The organism is Pseudomonas sp. HMSC076A11 (genome assembly GCF_001810205.1).
In the GTDB taxonomy this organism is placed as follows: Bacteria; Pseudomonadota; Gammaproteobacteria; order Pseudomonadales; family Pseudomonadaceae; genus Pseudomonas; species Pseudomonas aeruginosa.
On record NZ_KV800309.1, the window covers coordinates 199404 to 219270 of the forward strand.

General features: G+C 68.3%; 17 protein-coding genes. 13 read left to right on the top strand and 4 right to left on the bottom strand.

Annotation, left to right across the window (positions count from 1 at the left end; all coding sequences use genetic code 11):
* Positions 1–320: 320 nt before the first annotated feature.
* The 13 genes from HMPREF2716_RS15965 to HMPREF2716_RS16025 all read left to right on the top strand — a co-directional run bounded on the left by HMPREF2716_RS15965 (position 321) and on the right by HMPREF2716_RS16025 (position 14749).
* A complete protein-coding gene (locus tag HMPREF2716_RS15965) occupies positions 321–2078 on the top strand; it encodes a non-ribosomal peptide synthetase (RefSeq protein ID WP_229749261.1) in 1758 nt (585 codons plus the stop codon).
* Positions 2075–3337, top strand: coding sequence for a hypothetical protein (locus tag HMPREF2716_RS15970; protein WP_023518496.1), 1263 nt, complete (start codon positions 2075–2077; stop codon positions 3335–3337). Before HMPREF2716_RS15965 ends, HMPREF2716_RS15970 begins: the two co-directional genes overlap by 4 nt.
* Positions 3331–3945, top strand: coding sequence for an alpha/beta fold hydrolase (locus tag HMPREF2716_RS15975; protein ID WP_003086680.1), 615 nt, complete (start codon positions 3331–3333; stop codon positions 3943–3945). Before HMPREF2716_RS15970 ends, HMPREF2716_RS15975 begins: the two co-directional genes overlap by 7 nt.
* On the top strand, positions 3942–4820 hold the full coding sequence (locus tag HMPREF2716_RS15980) for a phytanoyl-CoA dioxygenase family protein (RefSeq protein ID WP_023518495.1): 879 nt from the start codon (positions 3942–3944) through the stop codon (positions 4818–4820). The genes HMPREF2716_RS15975 and HMPREF2716_RS15980 overlap by 4 nt, the downstream gene beginning before the upstream one ends.
* Positions 4817–6184 carry a 2-isopropylmalate synthase gene (locus tag HMPREF2716_RS15985; RefSeq protein ID WP_003082506.1) on the top strand — a complete coding sequence of 456 codons (1368 nt, stop codon included), beginning with the start codon at positions 4817–4819 and terminating at the stop codon, positions 6182–6184. Before HMPREF2716_RS15980 ends, HMPREF2716_RS15985 begins: the two co-directional genes overlap by 4 nt.
* Positions 6181–6927, top strand: a complete 747-nt coding sequence (locus HMPREF2716_RS15990) for a class I SAM-dependent methyltransferase (protein ID WP_003112447.1) — start codon at positions 6181–6183, stop codon at positions 6925–6927. The genes HMPREF2716_RS15985 and HMPREF2716_RS15990 overlap by 4 nt, the downstream gene beginning before the upstream one ends.
* 9 nt (positions 6928–6936) lie before the next feature.
* Positions 6937–8415, top strand: coding sequence for an ANL family adenylate-forming protein (locus tag HMPREF2716_RS15995; protein WP_023518494.1), 1479 nt, complete (start codon positions 6937–6939; stop codon positions 8413–8415).
* Positions 8415–10013 carry an asparagine synthetase B family protein gene (locus HMPREF2716_RS16000; RefSeq protein ID WP_070621957.1) on the top strand — a complete coding sequence of 533 codons (1599 nt, stop codon included), beginning with the start codon at positions 8415–8417 and terminating at the stop codon, positions 10011–10013. The genes HMPREF2716_RS15995 and HMPREF2716_RS16000 overlap by 1 nt, the downstream gene beginning before the upstream one ends.
* Positions 10010–10969 (top strand): clavaminate synthase family protein, encoded by a 960-nt coding sequence (locus HMPREF2716_RS16005; protein ID WP_024928804.1) that lies wholly within the window; start codon positions 10010–10012, stop codon positions 10967–10969. The genes HMPREF2716_RS16000 and HMPREF2716_RS16005 overlap by 4 nt, the downstream gene beginning before the upstream one ends.
* Positions 10966–12195 (top strand): MDR family MFS transporter, encoded by a 1230-nt coding sequence (locus HMPREF2716_RS16010; RefSeq protein ID WP_003082502.1) that lies wholly within the window; start codon positions 10966–10968, stop codon positions 12193–12195. The genes HMPREF2716_RS16005 and HMPREF2716_RS16010 overlap by 4 nt, the downstream gene beginning before the upstream one ends.
* Positions 12192–12827 carry an alpha/beta fold hydrolase gene (locus HMPREF2716_RS16015; RefSeq protein WP_003082501.1) on the top strand — a complete coding sequence of 212 codons (636 nt, stop codon included), beginning with the start codon at positions 12192–12194 and terminating at the stop codon, positions 12825–12827. Before HMPREF2716_RS16010 ends, HMPREF2716_RS16015 begins: the two co-directional genes overlap by 4 nt.
* Positions 12828–12945: 118 nt before the next feature.
* Positions 12946–13644 carry a pirin family protein gene (locus HMPREF2716_RS16020; protein WP_003086661.1) on the top strand — a complete coding sequence of 233 codons (699 nt, stop codon included), beginning with the start codon at positions 12946–12948 and terminating at the stop codon, positions 13642–13644.
* A gap of 169 nt (positions 13645–13813) precedes the next feature.
* Positions 13814–14749, top strand: a complete 936-nt coding sequence (locus tag HMPREF2716_RS16025) for a DedA family protein/thiosulfate sulfurtransferase GlpE (RefSeq protein WP_003112452.1) — start codon at positions 13814–13816, stop codon at positions 14747–14749.
* Between the two features lie 16 nt (positions 14750–14765).
* Here the strand turns inward: HMPREF2716_RS16025 and HMPREF2716_RS16030 are convergent, their stop codons facing one another.
* The 4 genes from HMPREF2716_RS16030 to HMPREF2716_RS16045 all read right to left on the bottom strand — a co-directional run bounded on the left by HMPREF2716_RS16030 (position 14766) and on the right by HMPREF2716_RS16045 (position 19856).
* Entirely contained in the window at positions 14766–16265 is a 1500-nt protein-coding gene (locus HMPREF2716_RS16030; protein WP_003082495.1) for a flavin-containing monooxygenase, read from the bottom strand.
* Between the two features lie 166 nt (positions 16266–16431).
* Entirely contained in the window at positions 16432–18273 is a 1842-nt protein-coding gene (gene kefB, locus HMPREF2716_RS16035) for a glutathione-regulated potassium-efflux system protein KefB (protein ID WP_003086638.1), read from the bottom strand.
* A gap of 2 nt (positions 18274–18275) precedes the next feature.
* Positions 18276–18749: an SRPBCC family protein gene (locus tag HMPREF2716_RS16040; protein WP_003082488.1), complete on the bottom strand. Its 474-nt coding sequence runs from the start codon at positions 18747–18749 to the stop codon at positions 18276–18278.
* A gap of 159 nt (positions 18750–18908) precedes the next feature.
* Positions 18909–19856 carry a pirin family protein gene (locus HMPREF2716_RS16045; protein ID WP_009315491.1) on the bottom strand — a complete coding sequence of 316 codons (948 nt, stop codon included), beginning with the start codon at positions 19854–19856 and terminating at the stop codon, positions 18909–18911.
* Between the last annotated feature and the right edge of the window lie 11 nt (positions 19857–19867).

Genomic DNA, 19867 nt, shown 5'->3' on the forward strand with positions numbered 1-19867 from the left:
TCTCTCTTTCCTGACGATAAGTCTGCATGGCAGCAGTTGACTGCCCTTGAGTCGACGGCACTCCGTATTTCCATAACGTTTTTTCCGGGCAAGGCGCCTCGACGCTTGCCGCTCGCGTGAGCGAGCCGGTGGGCGGCGGACGACTGGCAGTTCCCGGGAAGACTCGGCCGCCGTCCTCACGAAAAACCAAAAACCCTTCATTTAGCCGAAGAAGCCGGCAGATGGACTCATTTTTTCGAAAAAAGGCGATCGCCAGAATGTCCCAGAACTCCCTGCTCGACCTGTACGCGCACCCAACGGTGGTGGCCCGCTTCAGCGAAATGGCAGCGCTTCATCCCCATCGCGAAGCCATCAGGGACCGTTTCGGAAGTGTCGACTATCGGCAACTCCTGCATAGCGCCGAACAACTTTCAGACTATCTTCTCGAGCATTATCCTCAGCCGGGAGTTTGTCTTGGAGTGTACGGCGAATATTCTCGGGAAAGCATTGTCTGCCTGCTCGCCATACTATTATCCGGCCATCACTACTTATATATAGACCTGAAACAACCGGCGGCCTGGAATGCAGAGTTGTGCCGGCAGGTCGACTGCCGCCTGATCCTCGACTGCTCGACCACGCCGACGCCCGCCAACGGTCTTCCCTGCGTCCCGGTCAGGCACCTGCCTGCCGCTCCAGCCTCGGTCGCCCGGCCATGCTTCGCGGCGGACCAGATCGCCTACATCAACTTCTCCTCGGGCACCACCGGCCGCCCGAAAGCCATCGCCTGCACCCACGCCGGCATTACCCGTCTGTGCCTGGGCCAGTCGTTCCTCGCGTTCGCTCCGCAGACGCGCTTCCTGGTCAACTCGCCGCTGTCCTTCGATGCGGCGACCCTGGAGATCTGGGGCGCGCTGCTCAACGGCGGCTGCTGCGTGCTGAACGACCTCGGCCCCCTCGACCCGGGCGTGCTGCGCCGGCTGATCGACGAGCGCGGAGCCGACAGCGCCTGGCTCACCGCCTCGCTGTTCAACACCCTGGTGGACCTCGACCCGGACTGTCTCGGCGGCCTTCGCCAGTTGCTCACCGGCGGCGACATCCTCTCGGTGCCGCACGTGCGCCGGGCGCTGCTGCGGCATCCGCGACTGCACCTGGTGAATGGCTACGGACCGACGGAGAACACCACCTTCACCTGCTGCCATGTCGTCACCGACGACGACCTCGAGGAAGACGACATCCCCATCGGCAAGGCCATCGCCGGCACCGCGGTGCTCCTGCTCGACGAGCACGGACAGGAGATCGCCGAGCCCGACCGGGCCGGGGAGATCGTCGCCTTCGGCGCCGGCCTGGCGCAGGGTTATCGGAACGATGCGGCGCGCACCCGCGCCAGCTTCGTCGAGTTGCCCTATCGCGGCCGCCTCCTGCGTGCCTACCGTACCGGCGACCGCGCTCGCTACGACGAGCAGGGCCGGCTGCGCTTCATCGGCCGCGGCGATGGCCAGGTCAAGCTGAACGGCTATCGCCTCGACCTCCCCGCCCTGGAACAGCGCTTCCGCCGCCAGCCGGGCATCCTCGACTGCGCCCTGCTGGTCCGCGAGCGCAACGGCGTCAAGCAACTGCTCTGCGCCTGGACGGGAAAAGCCGACGCCAGCCCGCAGGCCCTGCTCCGCCAACTGCCCACCTGGCAGCGCCCGCATGCCTGCGTCCGGGTCGAGGCCTTGCCCTTGACGGCGCACGGCAAGCTGGACCGCGCCGCCCTGCTGCGCCGCCTGGAAGAACCGCTGGAGCGCTGCGCCAGCGCGCTCGATCCCGACCAACGCGGCTGCGCGCAGCTGTGGAGCGAATTGCTGGGTTGCGAGGTCGGCGCCGCCGACCAGGATTTCTTCCTCTGCGGCGGCAACTCGTTGCTCGCCCTGCAACTGGTCGCCCTCTGTCAATCGGCGGGTGCGGGAGCAAACCTGGGACTCGCCGACTTGCAGGCAAACTCGCGCCTCGACCAGTTCAGCCGTCTCCTGCGCAGCCACGGCCTGGCGCCGGAGCGTCTGCTGGAACGGGCGGCGACGCCGGAGCAGCCGCTGGTGCTGTCGAGGAGCGCGGCATGAACGTCGGTCTCTCCGCGGAGGTGCGCTACCACTGGTTCCGCGAGCACCTGGTGGTGGTCGGCGATTGGCACCGTCTGTCCCCCTCCGAGCGCGACCGCCTGCGGCACCAACCGATGCCGGATGAGGCCGCGCAGTCCTTGCGCGTCGACCTGTCGCCCTGGTCCTGCGGGATGGTCTTCAGCGAGCTGCTCGGCGCCGACCTGACCCGCTTCGGCCTCTGCTACCTGGCTCCGGCCGAGGTGCCGGCATCCGACCTGACGCGCCTGGGACGGCGCCTGCGCGAAGAGTTCCCGTTGCTCGACAGCCAGGTGGACAGCGGCGCGGAAGGTTTCGAACTGGTCGTCCACGGGCAGTCCGAGGAGAGCCCGGCGCTGGAAGTCGGCCCCTTCGCCGACGAAAACGCGCTCATCGCAGCGCTGCTGCAACGCCCGCATTCCCTGTTCGAGCGCGGCCTGCTGCGACTGTTCCACGGGCGCTGCGGAGGACGTGCGCGCTGGGGCGTCTGGCTGCATCACCTGGTCGCCGACGCCGACTTCGCCAGCGTGCTGCTGGCCCGCCTGGCCGTGCTCAACGCCGACCCCACGACCGAAGCGGCGGCCCCCGAGTTCGGCTTCCTCCAGCAGCAATGGCGCCTGGAGCGCCAGCTGCGCGAGCGCAGGACCAGGCTGGAAGACTACTGGAGCGAGCGCGGCGAGGCGTTCCGCGAACTGGCGAGCCTGCCCTGGGCGGAGCGCGCCAGCCATTGCGAAGATTTCCGCTTGGCCGCCACGCCAGGAGGCGGCGAAGCCGCCCTGCTGACCCGGCTCGCCTGCGCCCTGGCTCTCGCCCTGGCCAGCCAGGGCGCCACCGGCAAGGTCCTGGCGCTGACCCCGGTCAGCCTGCGCAGTCGCCGAGGCACGGCGGTTTCCGGTTGCTGGCTGAACCTGGTGCCGCTGTTGCTGGACGCCGCGACCGCCGAGGACACCTTCGAACGACACAGGCTCGAGGCCTTCGAGCACAGCCTGCTGCCGGCGGAGGCCATCGCCGAACGGGCCGGGCTGCGCTATGCCGACGCCCAGGTGATGATCAATGTCATCGACCAGCCATTCCGCAGCGCCGGGTTCATCCACCGGCCGACACTGAAGAGCCGCCTGCCGCTGACCCTGACCCTGGTCCGGCGCGACGACGGCGGCTGGGACGCCAGCCTGGCCAGCCGCTTCGGCCGCGAACGGACCCTGGCGCTGGCGGCGGCCATGGCCGAGGCGCTACGCCCATGCTGATCCTGCTGCCTGACTTCATCGGCCACCCGAGCTGCTTCCGCGGGCTGCTGGCACGCCTCGGCGCAACGGACTGCCGGCCGGTCGACTACCACCGGCTGGATGCCTACGCCAGCATCGAAGCCCTCGCCAGCCAGGTACTCGACGGCCTGGCGGAAGAACCGGACTGGCTGATCGGCTACTCCTTCGGCGGCCTGGTCGGCTACGAGATGGCCCGCCAGTTGCCGGCCAGCCGCCTGCTGATGATCGACAGCCACCTGCCCTGGCCGGCCCTGCGGCGAATGCCGCCGAGCGAGCAATACCAGCGCTGGCTGAGCGCCGAGATGCGCGAATGGATCGCCCTGATGAGCGAGCTTGGCGAACTGCGCGAAGAGGTCCTGCTGCGCAATGTCGAGCTGTTCGGCCGCTGGCAGCCCCGCCATCGCCTCGCCCGCGCCAGCTGGGTGCGCTGCCGGGACGACGCCGGCCGCGACCCGGCCGCCGAACGCTGGTGCGACCTGATCGAGCGGCTCGACACCTTCCCCTGCGAGCGTCCGCACCACCTGGCCCTGCAGGACCCGGCGGTGATCGATTTCATCGTCCACACCGTCAGCAAGGAGTCCGTCCAATGAAACACTATCGGCAGGTGGTATCCCCGCAATTGCGCCAACAGGCGCTGGACTGGATCCTCGCCGCGGCGCAGCGGCCGGACCCGGCGCTGGAACCGGAATTCGACATCGCCGACGACGAGCGCCGCGAGGCGAAGAAGGTGCGCAACCTGCACCGCCACGACCCGCTCTTCTGGGACGACTGGTTCGCCCGCTCCGGGCTCGACGCGCTGGTCCGCGACCATCTGCGCAAGCCGCGCCTGCTGCGCCACGCGGCGTTCATCAAGCGCCACGCCGACGAGTCCTACATCCCGCTGCACCAGGACATCGCGCTATGGGAGAAGCGCTACGAAAGCGCGCAGACCTTCTGGGTCGCCCTGACCCCGTCGCGGAACGACAACGGTGGGATGTTCTATTACCCCGACGACCGCACGATCTTCCCCCACGAGTTCGACCTCGCCTACCCGATGTTCAAGTGCATCGACCTCCAGGCCAACGGCATTTCCCGCGAGCAACTGGTGGATGCCGAGCTGGACGCCGGCGACGTCCTGGTCTGGCCCGCCCGCACCGCACATGGCAGCCACAACAACCGCAGCGGCCAGCTGCGCATCGGCATGCCGATCGTCTTCGTCGACGACGACGAATTCCACCAACTGAATCGAGAGGACAGCATGAAAACCTGGATCGCTTCCAACCTGAAAAGCGTGTTCCCGGACGAGGCAATCACCGAGGACAACCTCGACCACTATCTTCCGCAGCTGTGCGACTACTCGCTGAAGATGGTCTCCTTCCTCGCCCGTTTCTCCCGCCAGTTCGGCCATGCGCCGAAGATCCACGACTTCATCAGGGAGCCGCGGCTGGCGACGCTGTCGGCCTCGGACGCGGGAGCGAGACGATGATCCGGGTCATCGACTGCACCCTGCGCGAGGGGTGCCAGGCCCGCCAGTGCAGCTTCGACAGCGCGCAGTCGGTCCAGCTGGCGAGGGAAATCGCGGCGCTGGGGGTGGATATGATCGAGTGCGGCCACCCGCGGATTTCCGCGGACGAACGCGAGCGGGTACGCGCCGTGGTGGCGGCGGTTTCCACGCCGGTGCTGGCCCACGCCCGGGCGCGCCGGGAGGATATCGACGCGGTGCTGGAAACCGGTGCGCAGTGGGTCGGGCTGTTCGCCTCGATCAACGCGATCTCGCTGGAAACCAAGTTCAAGGGCATGAGCCGCGAGGAGGTGCTCGAACTGTTCCACGACGCGATCCGCTACGCCCGCGAACGCGGCCTGCGGGTCCGGGCCACGGTGGAAGACGCCGCGCGCACCTCGGTCAGCGACCTGGTCAGCATGATCGCCACCGCGCGCGACGCCGGCGCCGATCGCATCTGCTTCGCCGACAGCGTCGGCATCCTGCTGCCGGACGAGACCTTCGACGTGCTCTCGCTGCTGCGCCACGAGTTCCCCGACGTGGTCTTCGAGTACCACGTGCACAACGACCGCGGCCTGGCCCTGGGCAATACCCTGGCGGCGATCCAGGCCGGGGTCCAGTGGCACTCGGCGAGCTGCAACGGGATCGGCGAACGCGCCGGGATCACCGACACCTTCCAGTTGCTGACCCTGCTGCACACCAAGTTCGCCGCCGACCGCTTCAACCTTAAGAACGTCCTCGCGGTCTCCGAGCTGGTCGAGGCGCACAGCCGGATCAAGCGTTCACCGATGCACCCGGTGGTCGGCGAGAACGCCTTCGTCCATGTCGCCCGCCTGCACCAGTTGGCCATGCAGGAAAACCAGGACGCCTACAGCGCCTTCGATCCGGAACTGATCAACGGCCGCGTCTCGCTGCAACGCTACACGCCGATGCACCGCCAATCCCTGTTCCTCACGCCTTTCGAGAAATCCGCCAGCGAACTGAAGTACCACCGCCACGGCCCCGGCAAGCGCTTCGTCATGCTCGACCGGCGCCTGCTCGACGGCTCGCCGTTCTACTTCATCGCCCGCCAGTTCCACGACGTCGGCGACGGCGGGCCGGGCCACGTCGACAGCCACGTGCACAACTGCGACTCGGTGTTCCTGTTCCTCGGCAGCGACGAGGACTACCGCGGCCTGGAGGTGGAAGTCCTACTCGGCGGCCAACTGCGCCGTTTGCAGAGCCCGGCCAGCGTGTTCATCCCCGCCGGCGTCGAGCACAGCTACCGCTACCTCGGCGGCAGCGGCACCTACATCAATTTCGTCCACAAGGGCGATTACCACGAGAGCCTACTGGAGATTACCCAATGAAGCAGTTCGACAAGCACGCAGACGCCTACAACGTGGTCCGCGGCAAGATCGCCTATCCGGATTCGCTCTACCGCAACCTCGCCGAACGCGCCCCGGCACGCGAAGCGGCGCTGGACATCGGCTGCGGCAACGGCGTCTCGACCGTCCGCCTGCAACCCTGGTTCCGCTACGTGGAAGGCAGCGACCTGGGCGAGGCGCTGATCGCCAAGGCCCGCGAGAACTACCCGGAGATCCGCTTCAGCGTGTCGCCGGCGGAAACCTTCGCGCCGCAACGCCGCTTCGACCTGGTCACCAGCGCCACCTCCTTCTACTGGATGGACCGCAAGCAGGTGCTGACGCGCATGGCCGACTGGCTGACCCCCGGCGGGCTGTTCTGCGCCTACAAGTACGACTTCCCGATCGCCTACGGGCCGCTGCGCGACTTCATCGAGCACGAACTGGTGAACAAGTGGGCCAAACACCGCGACCCGCGCCTGACCCGCTATGACGACACCCTGGAGATCATGGGCAGTTGCCCGCACCTGCGCGACTGCCGCCGCGAAGTGTTCGCCAACATCATCTTCCTCAGCCCGGAGGAGGTCGCGCTGTTCTTCCTCTCCACCAGCTACGTGACCCGCTACATCGAGCAGGAAGGCGGCGAAGACTACGCCGACCGCTTCATCGCCGCGGTGCGCGAGATCGAGAGCGCGCCGCAGGTGGCGGTGAACTTCGACATCCACGCCTTCACCGCGCTGAATCGCTGAGGAGCCGGCATGAGCAGCCTCCCCGTACCCGTATCGCTCGACAGCACCCTCCGCCATCTCGGCAGCGCCGACCCGCGGCGGCCGTTCCTGATCGACGCCCGCGAGCCGGAGCGACCGCTGGAATACACCTGGGGCGACGCCGACCGCCAGGTCGATGCCCTCGCCGAGCAGATCGCCGCGCATGCCTACCGCAGTGTCGGCGTGCTGCTGGACAACAGCTACCGCAACCTCTGCCTGATCTATGCGGTCATGCGCGCGGGCAAGCATCTGGTGCTGATCGATCCCGAGTGGGGGGAGGCCGCGAAGCAGGCCATCGTCGACGAGATGCGCCTGGAAGCGCTGGCCAGCGAACATCCGCTCGAGGGCGCGCTGGCCGGGCTGCGCCTGGCGCTGGACTTCGAGCGCCGCGCGACGCGCCGGCTCGACCGCGCCGCGCACAGCCACATGATCCTGTTCACCTCGGGCACCACCGGCCAGCCGAAAGGCATCGAACTCAGCCAGCAGGCCATGCTCCATGCCTACCGCATCGGCCGCGACTGCCTGGGCATCGGCGAGCACACGCGCTCCGGTTGCTTCTACCGGATCAGCGGCCTGGGCATCCTCGGCATCAATTTCCTCTTCCCGCTGCTGTACGGCGGCAGCGCGGTGCTCCTGCCGCTGCACTGCTGGGCCGACAGCGAAGGCTTCTGGGAATGCGTGGAACGCTTCGGCATCAGTTTCCTCTACCTGGTGCCGCCGGTGGTCAACCACATGGTCAAGGAAGGCTCCCCGCCGCCGCGCCGCTTGCCGTTGCAGCGCCTGCTCTGCGTCGCCGGCTCGGCGCGCCTGGACGCCGACCTGCAGGCGGCCTTCCAGCGCGACTACGCGGCGCTGGCGAACATCTACGGCCTCAGCGAGTGCGGCTTCGCCTTCCTCTTCGGCAAGCGTCGCGGCGATGCGTTCGACAACTCGGTGGGACCTGCCGTCGGCCTGGAACTCAAGCTGACCGACCCCGACGGCCGCCCGCTGGAGGGCAGCGGCGAACGCGGGCGCCTGTGGGTGCGCACGCCGAGCCTGTTCTCCGGCTACGTCAACCGCCCCGACCTGACCGCCCAGGTGCTCGAGGACGGCTGGCTGAACACCCAGGACCTCGCCTACTTCGACGAGGACCGCTGCGTGCACGTCCTCGGCCGTTGCGACGGCACCATCAACAAGGGCGGCAACCTGTTCCACCTGAATGAATGCGAACGGGCGCTCAACGGCCTGGACGAGGTGATCGACGTCTGCTGCCTGAAGGTCGACTGCCCGCTCTATGGCGAAGACTATGTCGCCGTGATCCACACCGCGCCGCAGGTCGAGTTCGCCTTCCTGCCCTGGCTCCAGCAGCAGCTCGGCACCCTCCGCGCGCCACAGCGCGTGGTGCTGTCGCACCAGGCCCTGCCGCTGAACGGCGCCGGCAAGCACGACCGCCGTGCGCTCGCCGCCCTGCTGCAACGGGAAGCCTCGTGATGTGCGGCATCCTCGGTTACGTCGGCACCGGTTTCAGTGTCTCGCGCTTCGCCGGAGCGCTACGCCTGCTGGCCCATCGCGGCCCGTTCGGCGAGGGCATCGCGGCCCTGCCGAACGGCGCCATCGGCATGACCCGCCTGCCGATGTCCGGCGCCGCGGCGGTACCGCTGCCGCCGCAGGAGGGCCAGCGGCGGGTCGCCTACAACGGCGAGGTCTACCAGGCCGGCTGCGAAATCCATGGCGAGATCCGCCTGCTGCTCGACGGCTTGCAGCGCGGGGTACTGCCGGACGGCATGTACGCCCTCGCCAGCTGGGACCCGCAGACCCGGCAATTGACCCTGCTGCGCGACGAGTTCGGCATCAAGCCGCTGTACTACAGCTACCAGCCCGAGCGCGGCCTGCTGGCCTTCGCCTCCGAGCCGCGGGCGCTGCTGCACCTGCTCGGCGGCGCCCGCGCCGACGCCGAGGCGATCGCCCAGGTGGTCGCCGCCGGCGTGCCGCTGGAAGGCCAGACGCTGTTCCAGCAGGTCCGTCTGCTGCTGCCCGGCGAGGTGTTGCGCTTCGATCTCTCCCAGGAGCGTCCGCGCCTCTGCCAGCGCCAGCGGCTGGCCACCGCCCCGGCCAGCGAGGTGGACAGCCTCGACGAGCAGCTCGGCGAAACCCTCGAACGCTGCCGCCAGACCTTCCGCCCCTGCGCCCTGCTGGTCAGCGGCGGGGTCGATTCCAACCTGCTCGGCAGCTACCTGGACCCGCAGTTGCAACGCTTTCACCTGTGCCTGGAAGGCGACGAGGAAAGCCTGCTGCCACACCCTCGGCTGCAACGCTTCGAGCTGCGCCAGGAAGCCTTCATGCCGCTGCTGCGTCGCGCGGTCGGCAACTTCGGCGGGGCGACACGGATGTCCAGCCTGCTGATGTACCAGCGCCTGGCCGACGGTATCGGCGAGCAGGGCTATCACTGCGTGCTTCTCGGCGAAGGCGCCGACGAACTGTTCTGGGGCTACCCGCGCCATCTCGAACTCTGGCGCCGGCGCGACGCGCCGGAACCGCGGCGCTTCGCCGCCGCCTGGTTCGGCGAGTACCGGTGCAAGGCCGCGCTGCTGGCGGAACCGGCGGGCCGACGGGTCGCCGAGCGGATCGAGGAACTCGCCCACGAGGCCCTCGGCCAGGGCCTCGAGGCGGCGATCGGCCAGTTCGACCTGCACTACTCGCTGGAGCCGCTGCTGCGCCGCGCCGACCATCTGCTGATGTCGCGCACCATCGAAGCGCGCACCCCCTACCTGCATGGCGCCCTGGCGCAGCGCGCCGGGCGCCTCCAGCGGATCGTCGGCGACACCGCCAAGGCACCGCTGGTGGCGCTCCTGGAGCAGCGCGAGAAACGCTGGCAGGCGCAGCCGAAACGGCATTTCCGCCTGCCGTTCGAACGGTGGCCGCAGGCCCTCGGGGAAATGCGCCGGCACCTCGCCGAACGCCTGCCGGCGCTCCACGACCTCGGCCTGGAAGGCCTGGATGCACCGAGCGTCGCGGCGCTGCCCGGCGACCAGTTGTTCACCCTCACCACCCTGTCGCTCTGGCAGCAGGAATACGGAGCCTCGCTATGACAACCATCCATCGTCGCCCCGCGCCCTGGCGGGGCAACGCGGTGTTCTGCGCTTCGGCCGCTTTCGCCGCCGGCCTGGAAACGCTGTTCGCGCGCCTGCTGGAGCGGCGTCCCGCGGATAGCGCGGAGGCTCTCCTGCGCCAGCGCCTGCATCACGAACTGGAGCACGGCAGCGGCGTGCTGCTGCACGATTCCGCGCTGCTGCGCGGACTCGCCGAGGACGAATTCCAGCGGGTGTTCCGCGCATTCTGCCAATGGCTGGGACGCACCGTGGCGATCAACCGCAACGGCGAGTACCTCAAGGAAGTGCGCGACCTCGGCCTGCGCGACGCCCGCGACGCGCCGCAGCGCGGCCACCTGACCAGCCAGGAACTGGCCTTCCACTCCGATCGCGCCGACCTCACGGTGCTCGCCTGCTGGTCGCCGGCACGCCGGGGCGGCGCCTTCCGCATCCGTTCCTCGGCCGACGTCCTCGCCACCCTGGAAGCCGCCAATCCGGCCTGGCTGCCCCTGCTCGGCCAGCCGATCCCCCACGACCTGCGCGACGAAGGCGACGCCGACTACGCGCTGGTGCCGCTGCTCACGGAAACCCCGCGGACCTTCGTCTTGCGCTATATCCGCAAGTTCAACGAATCGGTGACGCGCCACGGGCTAAGCCTCGCCCCGCAGGTGCGAAGCATGCTCGACGCGCTGGACGAGGCGATCGAACGCGCCGACGGCTATGCCGAACTGGACTTCAGCAAGGGCATGCTGGTGCTGGTGAACAACCACACCACCCTGCACGCGCGCACCGAGTTCAGCGACGACGAGGGGCAGCGCCGCTGCCTGCTGCGCTGCTGGCTGAGCAGCGAGTTCACCCGCGAACTGCCGGAAAGCTTCCTGCCGCTGTTCCACCAGGTAGCCGCCGGCAGCCTGCGCGGCGGCATCCGTCCCCTCGCCCAGGAGCCCCGCCCGTGAGCGACAACACCTTCAGCGTGCAACGCTTCCGCGCCCTGCCGACGGAAATCCACGTGATGCTCGTCGGTACGCTGCTGACCCGCGGCGCCTACTTCATGGTCTGGCCGTTCCTGGCATTGCTGCTGTGGCGCGAGTTCCGGCTGTCCGCCAGCGCCATCGGCCTGCTGCTGGCGCTGGCGACCGTCTGCGGCGCGCTCAGCGGCATCTACACCGGCTGGCTGTCGGACCGTTTCGGGCGCAAGCGCCTGATCTTCTTCGGCACCAGCCTCAGCGGGCTTTCCTTCGTGCTGCTGGGCTTCAGCGGCCAGCCGCTGTCCTACGGACTGGCGATCTCCGGGGTGAGCATCGGCTGCGCCCTGCTCGAATCCAGTTGCAAGGCGCTGATCGGCGACCGCGTCGAGGATCGCCGCTCGCGGGAACTGGCGCTCTACTGCCGGTACTTCCTGATCAACCTCGGCGCCGCCCTCGGCCCGCTGATCGGCCTGACTCTCGGCGTAGCCGCCCAGGCCGGCACCTTCCTGGTCACCGCGCTGGTCTACTTCTGCTACGGCCTGCTGCTTTGGCGCCTGCTGCACCACCTCGAACTTAAGCGGCGCAGCCTTGCCCCGCGATCCTCGACGGGGTTCCTCGAAGCCTGCCTGAGCATGGCCCGGCATCGCGCCTTCACCCTGCTGTTGCTGTGCAACATGCTGGCCGCGCTGATCTACGCCACCTTCGATTCGACCCTCGTGCAGTACCTCACCCGCAGCGGTCTGCCCGACGTGGTCAACAGCATCGCCCTGCTGGTGACCATCAACGCGCTGACCATAGTGGTCGCCCAGTTTCCCCTCCTCCGCCTGCTGGAAAACACCGGCACCGGCGGCCGCCTGATGCTCGGCATGCTGCTCATGCTCCTGGCCCAGCTAGGCTTCGCCTGGACCCCGGTGACCCTGTTCGCCGGCCTGGCGCTGGCCACGGTGGTACTCAGCCTCGGCGAACTGATCGTGTTCCCGACCTTCAGCGTGGAGGTCGACCAACTGACCCCCGACGACTTGCGCGGCAGCTATTTCGGCGCGGCCAATCTCTACAGCCTCGGCACCGCGCTGGCACCGCTGTACGGCGGGATCATGCTCGACCATGCCGGCAGCCAGGCGCTGTACCTCGGCCTGGCCGCGCTGTGCGGGGTGATCATGCTGCTGCAGGTCGGCGCGGTCGGCCTGCGCCAGGCCGAGCGGGCCGGCGGATGAGCGGCGCGCTGCTGGTCTCGGGATTTTTCCTGCGCCGCTCCGCCTGGTCCGTGGAAGGCGCCGGCTGGCGAAGCTGCGACCATCTGCGCGACGCGCCCGGATGCGACCTGGCGCATTGGCTGGACCAGGCCGCCGCCACGCTGGCCGGCGAGGAGCGGGTGATACTCTGCGGCCACAGCTTCGGCGGCTACCTGGCGCAATGCCTGGCGGCCCGCCTGGGCGAGCGCGCCGCGCACCTGTACCTGTTCAGCGCGCTGGTCAGCGAGGGCGGCGGCGCGCTGGAAAGCTACCAGGACAGCGGCCAGGACAATCTCCTCGGGCTATGCCGCCTCGACCCGCTCGGAGGGCGGGTCCGCCTGGAAGACCGCGCCGGCTTCCTCGAACTGCTCGGCGCCGAGGTGCCGACCAGCGCCAGCGAACCCGCGCAATTGCTGATCGACTCGCCGCGGCAGGTTCGTCCAGCCTGCCCGGTCACCTACGTGGTGGCGGCCGCCGACCGGCTCAGCCCGCCGCCGCTGCAACGTACCTTCGCCCACCGCCTGGACGCGCGAGTGCGGGAATACCCGGGCGGGCACCTCGCCGCACTGGCGGACCCGCGCTTCCTTCGCGCCCTTATCGAATCTAATAATTAGATAGATAAAGCCGAAAATACGCGCTTTTTTATCGCAATGATCTGACGGATGATGACCCCATCAACCGCCCGCCCCCCTCGCGCAAACGAGCGGCGACGGGCCCAATGGAGATCCGATCATGATCGAACGTCGTCCCTTCGACCGTCTGGGCCATGCCAACCACGGCTGGCTGAACGCGCGTCATCATTTTTCCTTCGCCGACTACTATGATCCGGAGCGCGAGGACTGGGGCCGCCTGCGGGTCTGGAACGATGACGAGATCGCCGCCGGCAGCGGCTTCCCGCCGCACCCGCACCGCGACATGGAGATCATTACCTATGTCCGCGAAGGCGCGATCACCCACCAGGACAGCCTGGGCAACAAGGGCCGCACCGAGGCCGGTGACGTGCAGGTGATGAGCGCCGGTACCGGCATCGTCCATTCGGAGTACAACCTGGAAGCCGAGACCACCCGGATCTTCCAGATCTGGATCATCCCGGACCGCCGCGGCGACCAACCGCGCTGGGGCTCCAAACCGTTCCCGAAGGCCGAGCGCGACGGTCGTTTCGTCACTCTCGCCAGCGGCGACGAGCAGGACAGCGAAGCGCTGCACATCCGCGCCGACGCCGAGGTCGCCGCGGTGACCCTGAAGGCCGGCCAGAGCGCCGAGTACGCCCTGGAAAACGGTCGCCGCGCCTACCTGGTGCCGGCCACCGGCAGCATCGAGGTCAACGGCGTGCGCGCCGAGGCCCGCGATGGCCTGGCGGTACGCGACGAACCGACCCTGAAGGTCACCGCCCTGGAAGACAGCGAAGTGCTGCTGGTGGAAGTGGCCTGACCCGACAGCCCCTCGCCCCCACGGGCGAGGGGCTGCTTTCGTTGCGCCCCAGCCTCTCTCGACGCAGCGGCGTTATCCGCCGCAACGCCTCCGGCCCTGCCGACTGGGTTCTTCCCAGCTTCACGCTTCGCGCTCACACTACCCCCAGAAGAATTCGAGAGGCTCCGCCATGCGTGAACTGCAACCCCTGCTGGAGAACCACGGGCTGCTCCTGCTGTTCCTCAACGTGCTCTGCGAGCAGGCCGGGCTGCCGATCCCCGCCTACCCGGCGCTGATCGTCGCCGGCGCGCTGGCCATGCAGGGCGTCGGCGCGCCGCTGGGCGTGGTCCTGCTGGTGGTGGTGCTCGCCTGCCTGCTGGCGGACGTCGCCTGGTACCTGGCCGGACGCCGCTACGGCGGCTTCCTCCTGCGCAGCATCTGCAAGGTCTCGCTGTCCCAGGACAGTTGCATCCGCCAGAGCCAGAACATGTACCTGCGGGTCGGTCCGAGGGCGCTGCTGATGTCGAAGTTCCTGCCCGGCGCCAGTGCGTTGTCCACCACCCTGGCCGGCATGACCCGCACCCACCTGCGCCGCTTCCTCGCCTACGACGCCGCCGGCTCGGCACTCTGGGCCGGTTCCGCGCTGCTGCTGGGGGTGATCTTCAGCGATGCGGTAGACCACCTGCTGGCCCTGCTCAGCGACTACGCGGCCATCGGCGCGCTGCTGATCGCCGGCGCCTTCGCCGCCTTCATCGCCTGGAAGCTCTGGCAGCGCCAGCGCCTGCTGTCGCGCAGCCGGCGGATTCCGCGAATCAGCGTGGAGGAACTGGAAAACCTTCGCGAACAGGGGCAATTGCCGGTGATCCTCGATGTCCGCGCCCATCACGAAGACGAGCCGAGCGGCATTCCGGGAGCCATCCCGGTGGAGCTGAACGTGTCGCTGAAGGACCTCCCCGGCGACCTCAGGGACGCCAGCATCGTCATCTATTGCGCCTGTCCCCACGAACTTTCCGCCGCGATGCTCGCCCAGCGCCTCAACGCCTCCGGCTTCACCCGCACCTGGGCGCTGGCCGGCGGCCTGGACGCCTGGCGCAAGGCCTACGGGCAGGTCGTGGCGAACGCCTGAGCGACGCCCACCGGGTTCAGCCCAGGGCCTGCACCGCCGCGCCGCCGGCTTGCCGCTGCGGCGCCGGCGAGGAGAACACCAGGTAGCCGTCCTCGACCTTGCCGTAGCGCAGCAGCGCCAGGTCGAGGACGTAGTTCTGGTAAAGCTTCCAGGGCATCCGGTCGCCCTGCTTGGGCATGCGCTCGGCGGCGCGCTGGATGTAGCCGGAGTCGAGGTTGAGGAAGGGCTCCTCGCGCACGTCGCCGGTGCTGTCGCGGGCGGTCACCTGGCGCATGCCGGTGGCATCCATGTGATTGATCAGGCGGCAGAAGTATTCGCTGGAGAGGTCCGCCTTGAGCGTCCAACTGGCGTTGGTATAGCCGACCACCGCCGCCAGGTTCGGCAGGTCGCGCAGCATGATGCCGCGATAGCCCATGCTCTGGTTGACCTGGAACGGCTTGCCGTCGACCGCCAGCTCGGCGCCGCCGAACATCACCAGGTCGAGGCCGGTGGCGGTGACGATGATGTCCGCCTCCAGCACCTCGCCGGTCTTCAGGCGAATGCCCCGCTCGACGAAGCGGTCGATGTGCTCGGTGACCACCGACGCCTTGCCCTTGCGCAGCACCTTGAACAGGTCGCCGTCCGGCACCGCGCAGACCCGCTCGTCCCACGGCTTGTAGCGCGGGCTGAAGTGACGCATGTCGAAGCGTTTGCCCAGTTGCAGGCTGGCCAGCTTGAGCAGGGCCTTGCGGACCAGGCCGGGGAAGGTCCTGGCGAGCATGAAGAAGACCATCTGCATGGCCACGTTGCGCGCCCGCGCCTGGCGGTAGATCCAGGTTTCCGGAAGGAAGCGGCGGAGGAAATTGGAGATCGCGTCCTTCTGCGGCAGGGTGATCACGTAGGATGGCGAGCGCTGCAGCATGGTGACGTGGGCGGCCTTGTCGGTCAGCGACGGCACCAGGGTTACGGCGGTCGCGCCGCTACCGATCACCACCACCTTCTTGCCGCTGTAGTCGAGGTCCTCGGGCCACAGCTGCGGATGGACGACCTGCCCGGCGAAATCCTCGCGACCGACGAATTCCGGGGTATAGCCGGCCTCGTAGCGGTAGTAGCCGGTGCACATCAGCAGGAACTGCGCGGTCATGCGCAGCGGCTCGGGCTCGTCGCCGCGCTGCACGTCGAGGTTCCAGCGCGCATTGGCGGAATCCCAGTCGGCCCTGAGCACCCGGTGGCGGTAGCGGATCTTCCGGTCGATGCCGTTCTCCCGTGCGGTCTCCTCGATGTAGCGGCGGATCGACGGACCGTCGGCGATGGCCTTGGGATCGCTCCATGGCTTGAAGTTGTAGCCGAGGGTGAACATGTCCGAGTCGGAACGGATGCCGGGGTAGCGGAACAGGTCCCAGGTACCGCCCATCGCCGCGCGCCCTTCGAGCAGGGCGAAGCTCTTGCCGGGGCAATGCTTCATCAGGTGGTAGGCGGCGCCGACGCCGGACAATCCGGCGCCGACGATGAGTACGTCCAGGTGTTCGACAGGCATAAGGTTCCTCGATCGGCGGAAGCGTCCAGCCGTCTGCTGGGCTGATGCCCTCCACCCTACAGAGGGGATGCCGCGCGGGTATCCCAACCTTCGTACTGCGATATCCGCAAAGTATGGACCCAGGCGGGGGAATCACCCATGCCGGCGTACCGGCATGGGTCGGGCGCTAGGAGGCGCGGGAAGGTTTCTCCGGGGTCTCCGCCGCTACCGCGCCACGGTCTTCCAGCTGGTCGGTCTGGAACAGCGTCTCCAGCTCGACCCGCGCCTCGCGAGCGCTTTTGATCAGCGCGTCGCGGTCGTTGTAGAACAGGTGCTGGGAGGCCAGGACCTCTTCGTCGTGCCGACGGAAACGACGGATCCGCGCGTCCGCCTGTTCCTCGCTCAGACCCAGGCCGCAGAGCACCATGCGGCTCATCTCCAGGCTGGAGAAGAAGGTCTCGCGCACCGGCTCGACCCCGGCGTCGAGCAGCAGGTGGACGTGCTGGCGGTTACGCGCGCGGGCGATGATCTTCAGGTGCGGATACAGCTTGCGCACGCGCTTGGCCGTCTCGATGTTGGTCTCCGGGTCATCGGTGGCGATGACGAAGAACTCGGCCTTCTCTACCTGGGCCGCGCGAAGGATCTCCGGGCGCATCGGGTCGCCGTAGAAGATCGGGATCGCGCCGAGGGTACGGGTCAGCTCGATGGTCTCCACCGAGGTGTCCAGGGCGATGAACGGCACGCGCTGGGCGCGCAGCACGCGAGCGACGATCTGGCCCATGCGGCCGACCCCGGCGATCACCACGCGCGGGGTGTCGTCGTTGTCGATGCGTTCCATTTCCGGCGGCGGCTTCGTCGCCTCCGGCTCCTTCGCCAGCAGGCGCGCGAGGCCGAGTACCAGCAACGGGGTCAGGGCCATCGACAGGGTGATGGAAAGCACCAGCAGGTTGTGCAGGTCGTTCTGGAACAGGCCCTGGTCGCGGGCCATCTTGAACACGACGAAGGCGAACTCGCCGCCGGCCGCCAGGACCACGCCCAGGCGCAGCGCCGAGGCCTTGTCGAGGCCGCCGGAAATGCGTCCGACGAAGTACAGCACCGGCGCCTTCAGGGCGATCAGCAGCACGGTCAGGCCGAGCACCATCCACGGCGACTTGAGCAGCAGGCTGATGTCCGCGCTCATCCCCACGCTGATGAAGAACAGGCCGAGCAACAGGCCCTTGAACGGCTCGATCTGCGCCTCCAGTTCGTGGCGGTACTCCGAGTCGGCCAGCAGCAGGCCGGCGAGGAAGGCACCGAGGGCCATGGACACGCCGGCCAGCTCCATCAGCAGCGCGGTGCCCATCACCACCAGCAGCGCGGTGGCGGTGGACATGTCCTGCAGCTTGGTCTGGGCGACGATGCGGAACACCGGGCGCAGCAGGTAGCGGCCACCGACCACCACCGCGGCGATGCTGCCGACTACCTTGAGGGTCTGGGTCAGTTCGCTGCCGCCGGCGTCGCTGTGCGCACCGCTGAGCAGCGGGATCATGGCGATCAGCGGGATCGCCGCGATATCCTGGAACAGCAGGATGGCGAAGGCCAGGCGGCCATGGGGCTGGGTCAGTTCCTTGCGCTCGGCGAGGATCTGCAGGCCGAAGGCGGTGGACGACAGCGCCAGGCCCAGGCCGAGCACCACCGCGCTGTTCACCGGTTGGTCGAAGCCGACCAGGGCCACGGTGCCGATCACCACGCCGGTCAGCAGCACCTGCAGCAGGCCGACGCCGAACACCGACTTGCGCATCACCCACAGGCGCCGCGGCGACAGCTCCAGGCCGATGATGAACAGCAGCAATACCACGCCCATCTCGGAGATCTGCGCGACGCTTTCCGGGTTGTCCACCAGGCCCAGCACGCTGGGACCGATCAGCACGCCGGCCAGCAGGTAGCCGAGCACCGCGCCCAGTTGCAGGCGCTTGGCCAGCGGCACCATGAACACCGCCGCGATCAGGAAGACCACGCCGGACTGGAGAAAACTGCTTCCGTGTTCCACGCTCAACTCCCGCTGGCGGCGCTGGCGCCGAACCGGTCGCGGATGGTGGCGATGGTCTCCACATCCATGGCGATATAGGCCTGCTTGACGAAGGCGTCGTAGGGCAGTTCGTCGCCCAGCGGCTGCAGGTAGCGGGTGCAGTAGGCGAAACGCACGAACAGCGAGCCGGGCTCCGGCTCCTCGATGGTCATGTCGAGGCTGCCGCCGGCCACCTCGGCGCTCGGCTTGATGCTGTAGTGGGCACTGTCCGGCGCCTTCAGCACGACTTCGTCCTCGACCACCAGACCCGGCAGGTACAGGCGCCGGTGCAGGCGGTCGCCGTCATCGACGAGGATCTCGAAACGCTCCAGGCCGACGACGAAATACTGTGGCTCGCGCGCACGGCAGACCAGGCCTTCCCAGAGTTGCAGCCGGTCGAGGACCGGCAGGTCGACAAGCGTCCGGTCGTTGACCTGGACCAGGTGTTCGAATTGCATGTGGCTCACTTCCTGTTCGGTGCATGCGATAGGCGAGTTCTGACCGGCGATGGGTGCAGAAAGTTTTCCCGCTGCCGGCGAATCGCCAGACCGCAGGTCCGCAACGATCGCCGACAGGCATTCGAGGACGCCGCCGGGGCACCCGGCGGCACATCGACCTCACTCGGCGTCGATCTTCCAGGGAATCGGCGGAGCGCTCAAGCGCGGCCCTTCCAGGGCGTCGAGCCGGCCGAAGCGAGCATCCCCCTCCTCCCAGGCCTTCTGCGCCCGGGCGATCTCACCCTTGCTGTGGCCGACGAAGTTCCACCACATGAAGATCTCCGCGCCGAACGGTGCGCCACCCAGCAATAGCACCCGCGCGCCAGGGTCGAGTTGCAGTTGCAGGCCGTCGCGGCCGTCGCCCAGGTAGGCCAGTTCGTTCACCGCGAAATGCTCGCCGCCCACTTCCAACCCGCCTTCCAGCGGCAGCAGGCCGTACTCGAAGTGCGGGTCGAGCGTCAGTTGCAGGGTCGAGGCGTCGTGGCAGGCCAGGTCGGCACCGAGCAGCGGCGAGTAGAGCCGGCACGGCGCCTGCCGCCCGTCCAGAGCGCCGGCCAGCAGGGTGAAGGTGACCCCCTGCTCCTGCCAGCGCGGCAGGTCGGGATGATGGTCGAAGGCCGGGGCGATGTCGCGCTGCTCGTAGGGCAGCGCGATCCACAACTGCGCGGCGTGGGCGTGGCGCTCGTCGGGCAGTGACTCCTCGGTGTGGGCGATGCCATGGCCGGCGGTCATCAGGTTGACCTGGCCGGGGCGGATCACCTGGACGTTGCCCAGGCTGTCGCGGTGCAACGCCTCGCCCTGGATCATCCAGGTAAAGGTCTGCAGGCCGATGTGCGGGTGCGGGCCCACGGCCAGGCCGCCGCCGGGTTCGAATTCGGCGGGACCGGCATGGTCGAGGAAGCACCAGGCACCGATCATCCGCCGCTGGCGCGACGGCATCAGCCGACTGACGGTGATCCCGCCGCCGATTTCCGCGGCACGCGCGGTGACCCGTTGCAGCAGGTGTTCGTGGCGTTCCGGACAGTCCCGCGAGGAGGACAGGTCGCAACGCTCTTCGGTATTGCTCATGTTCAGGCTCT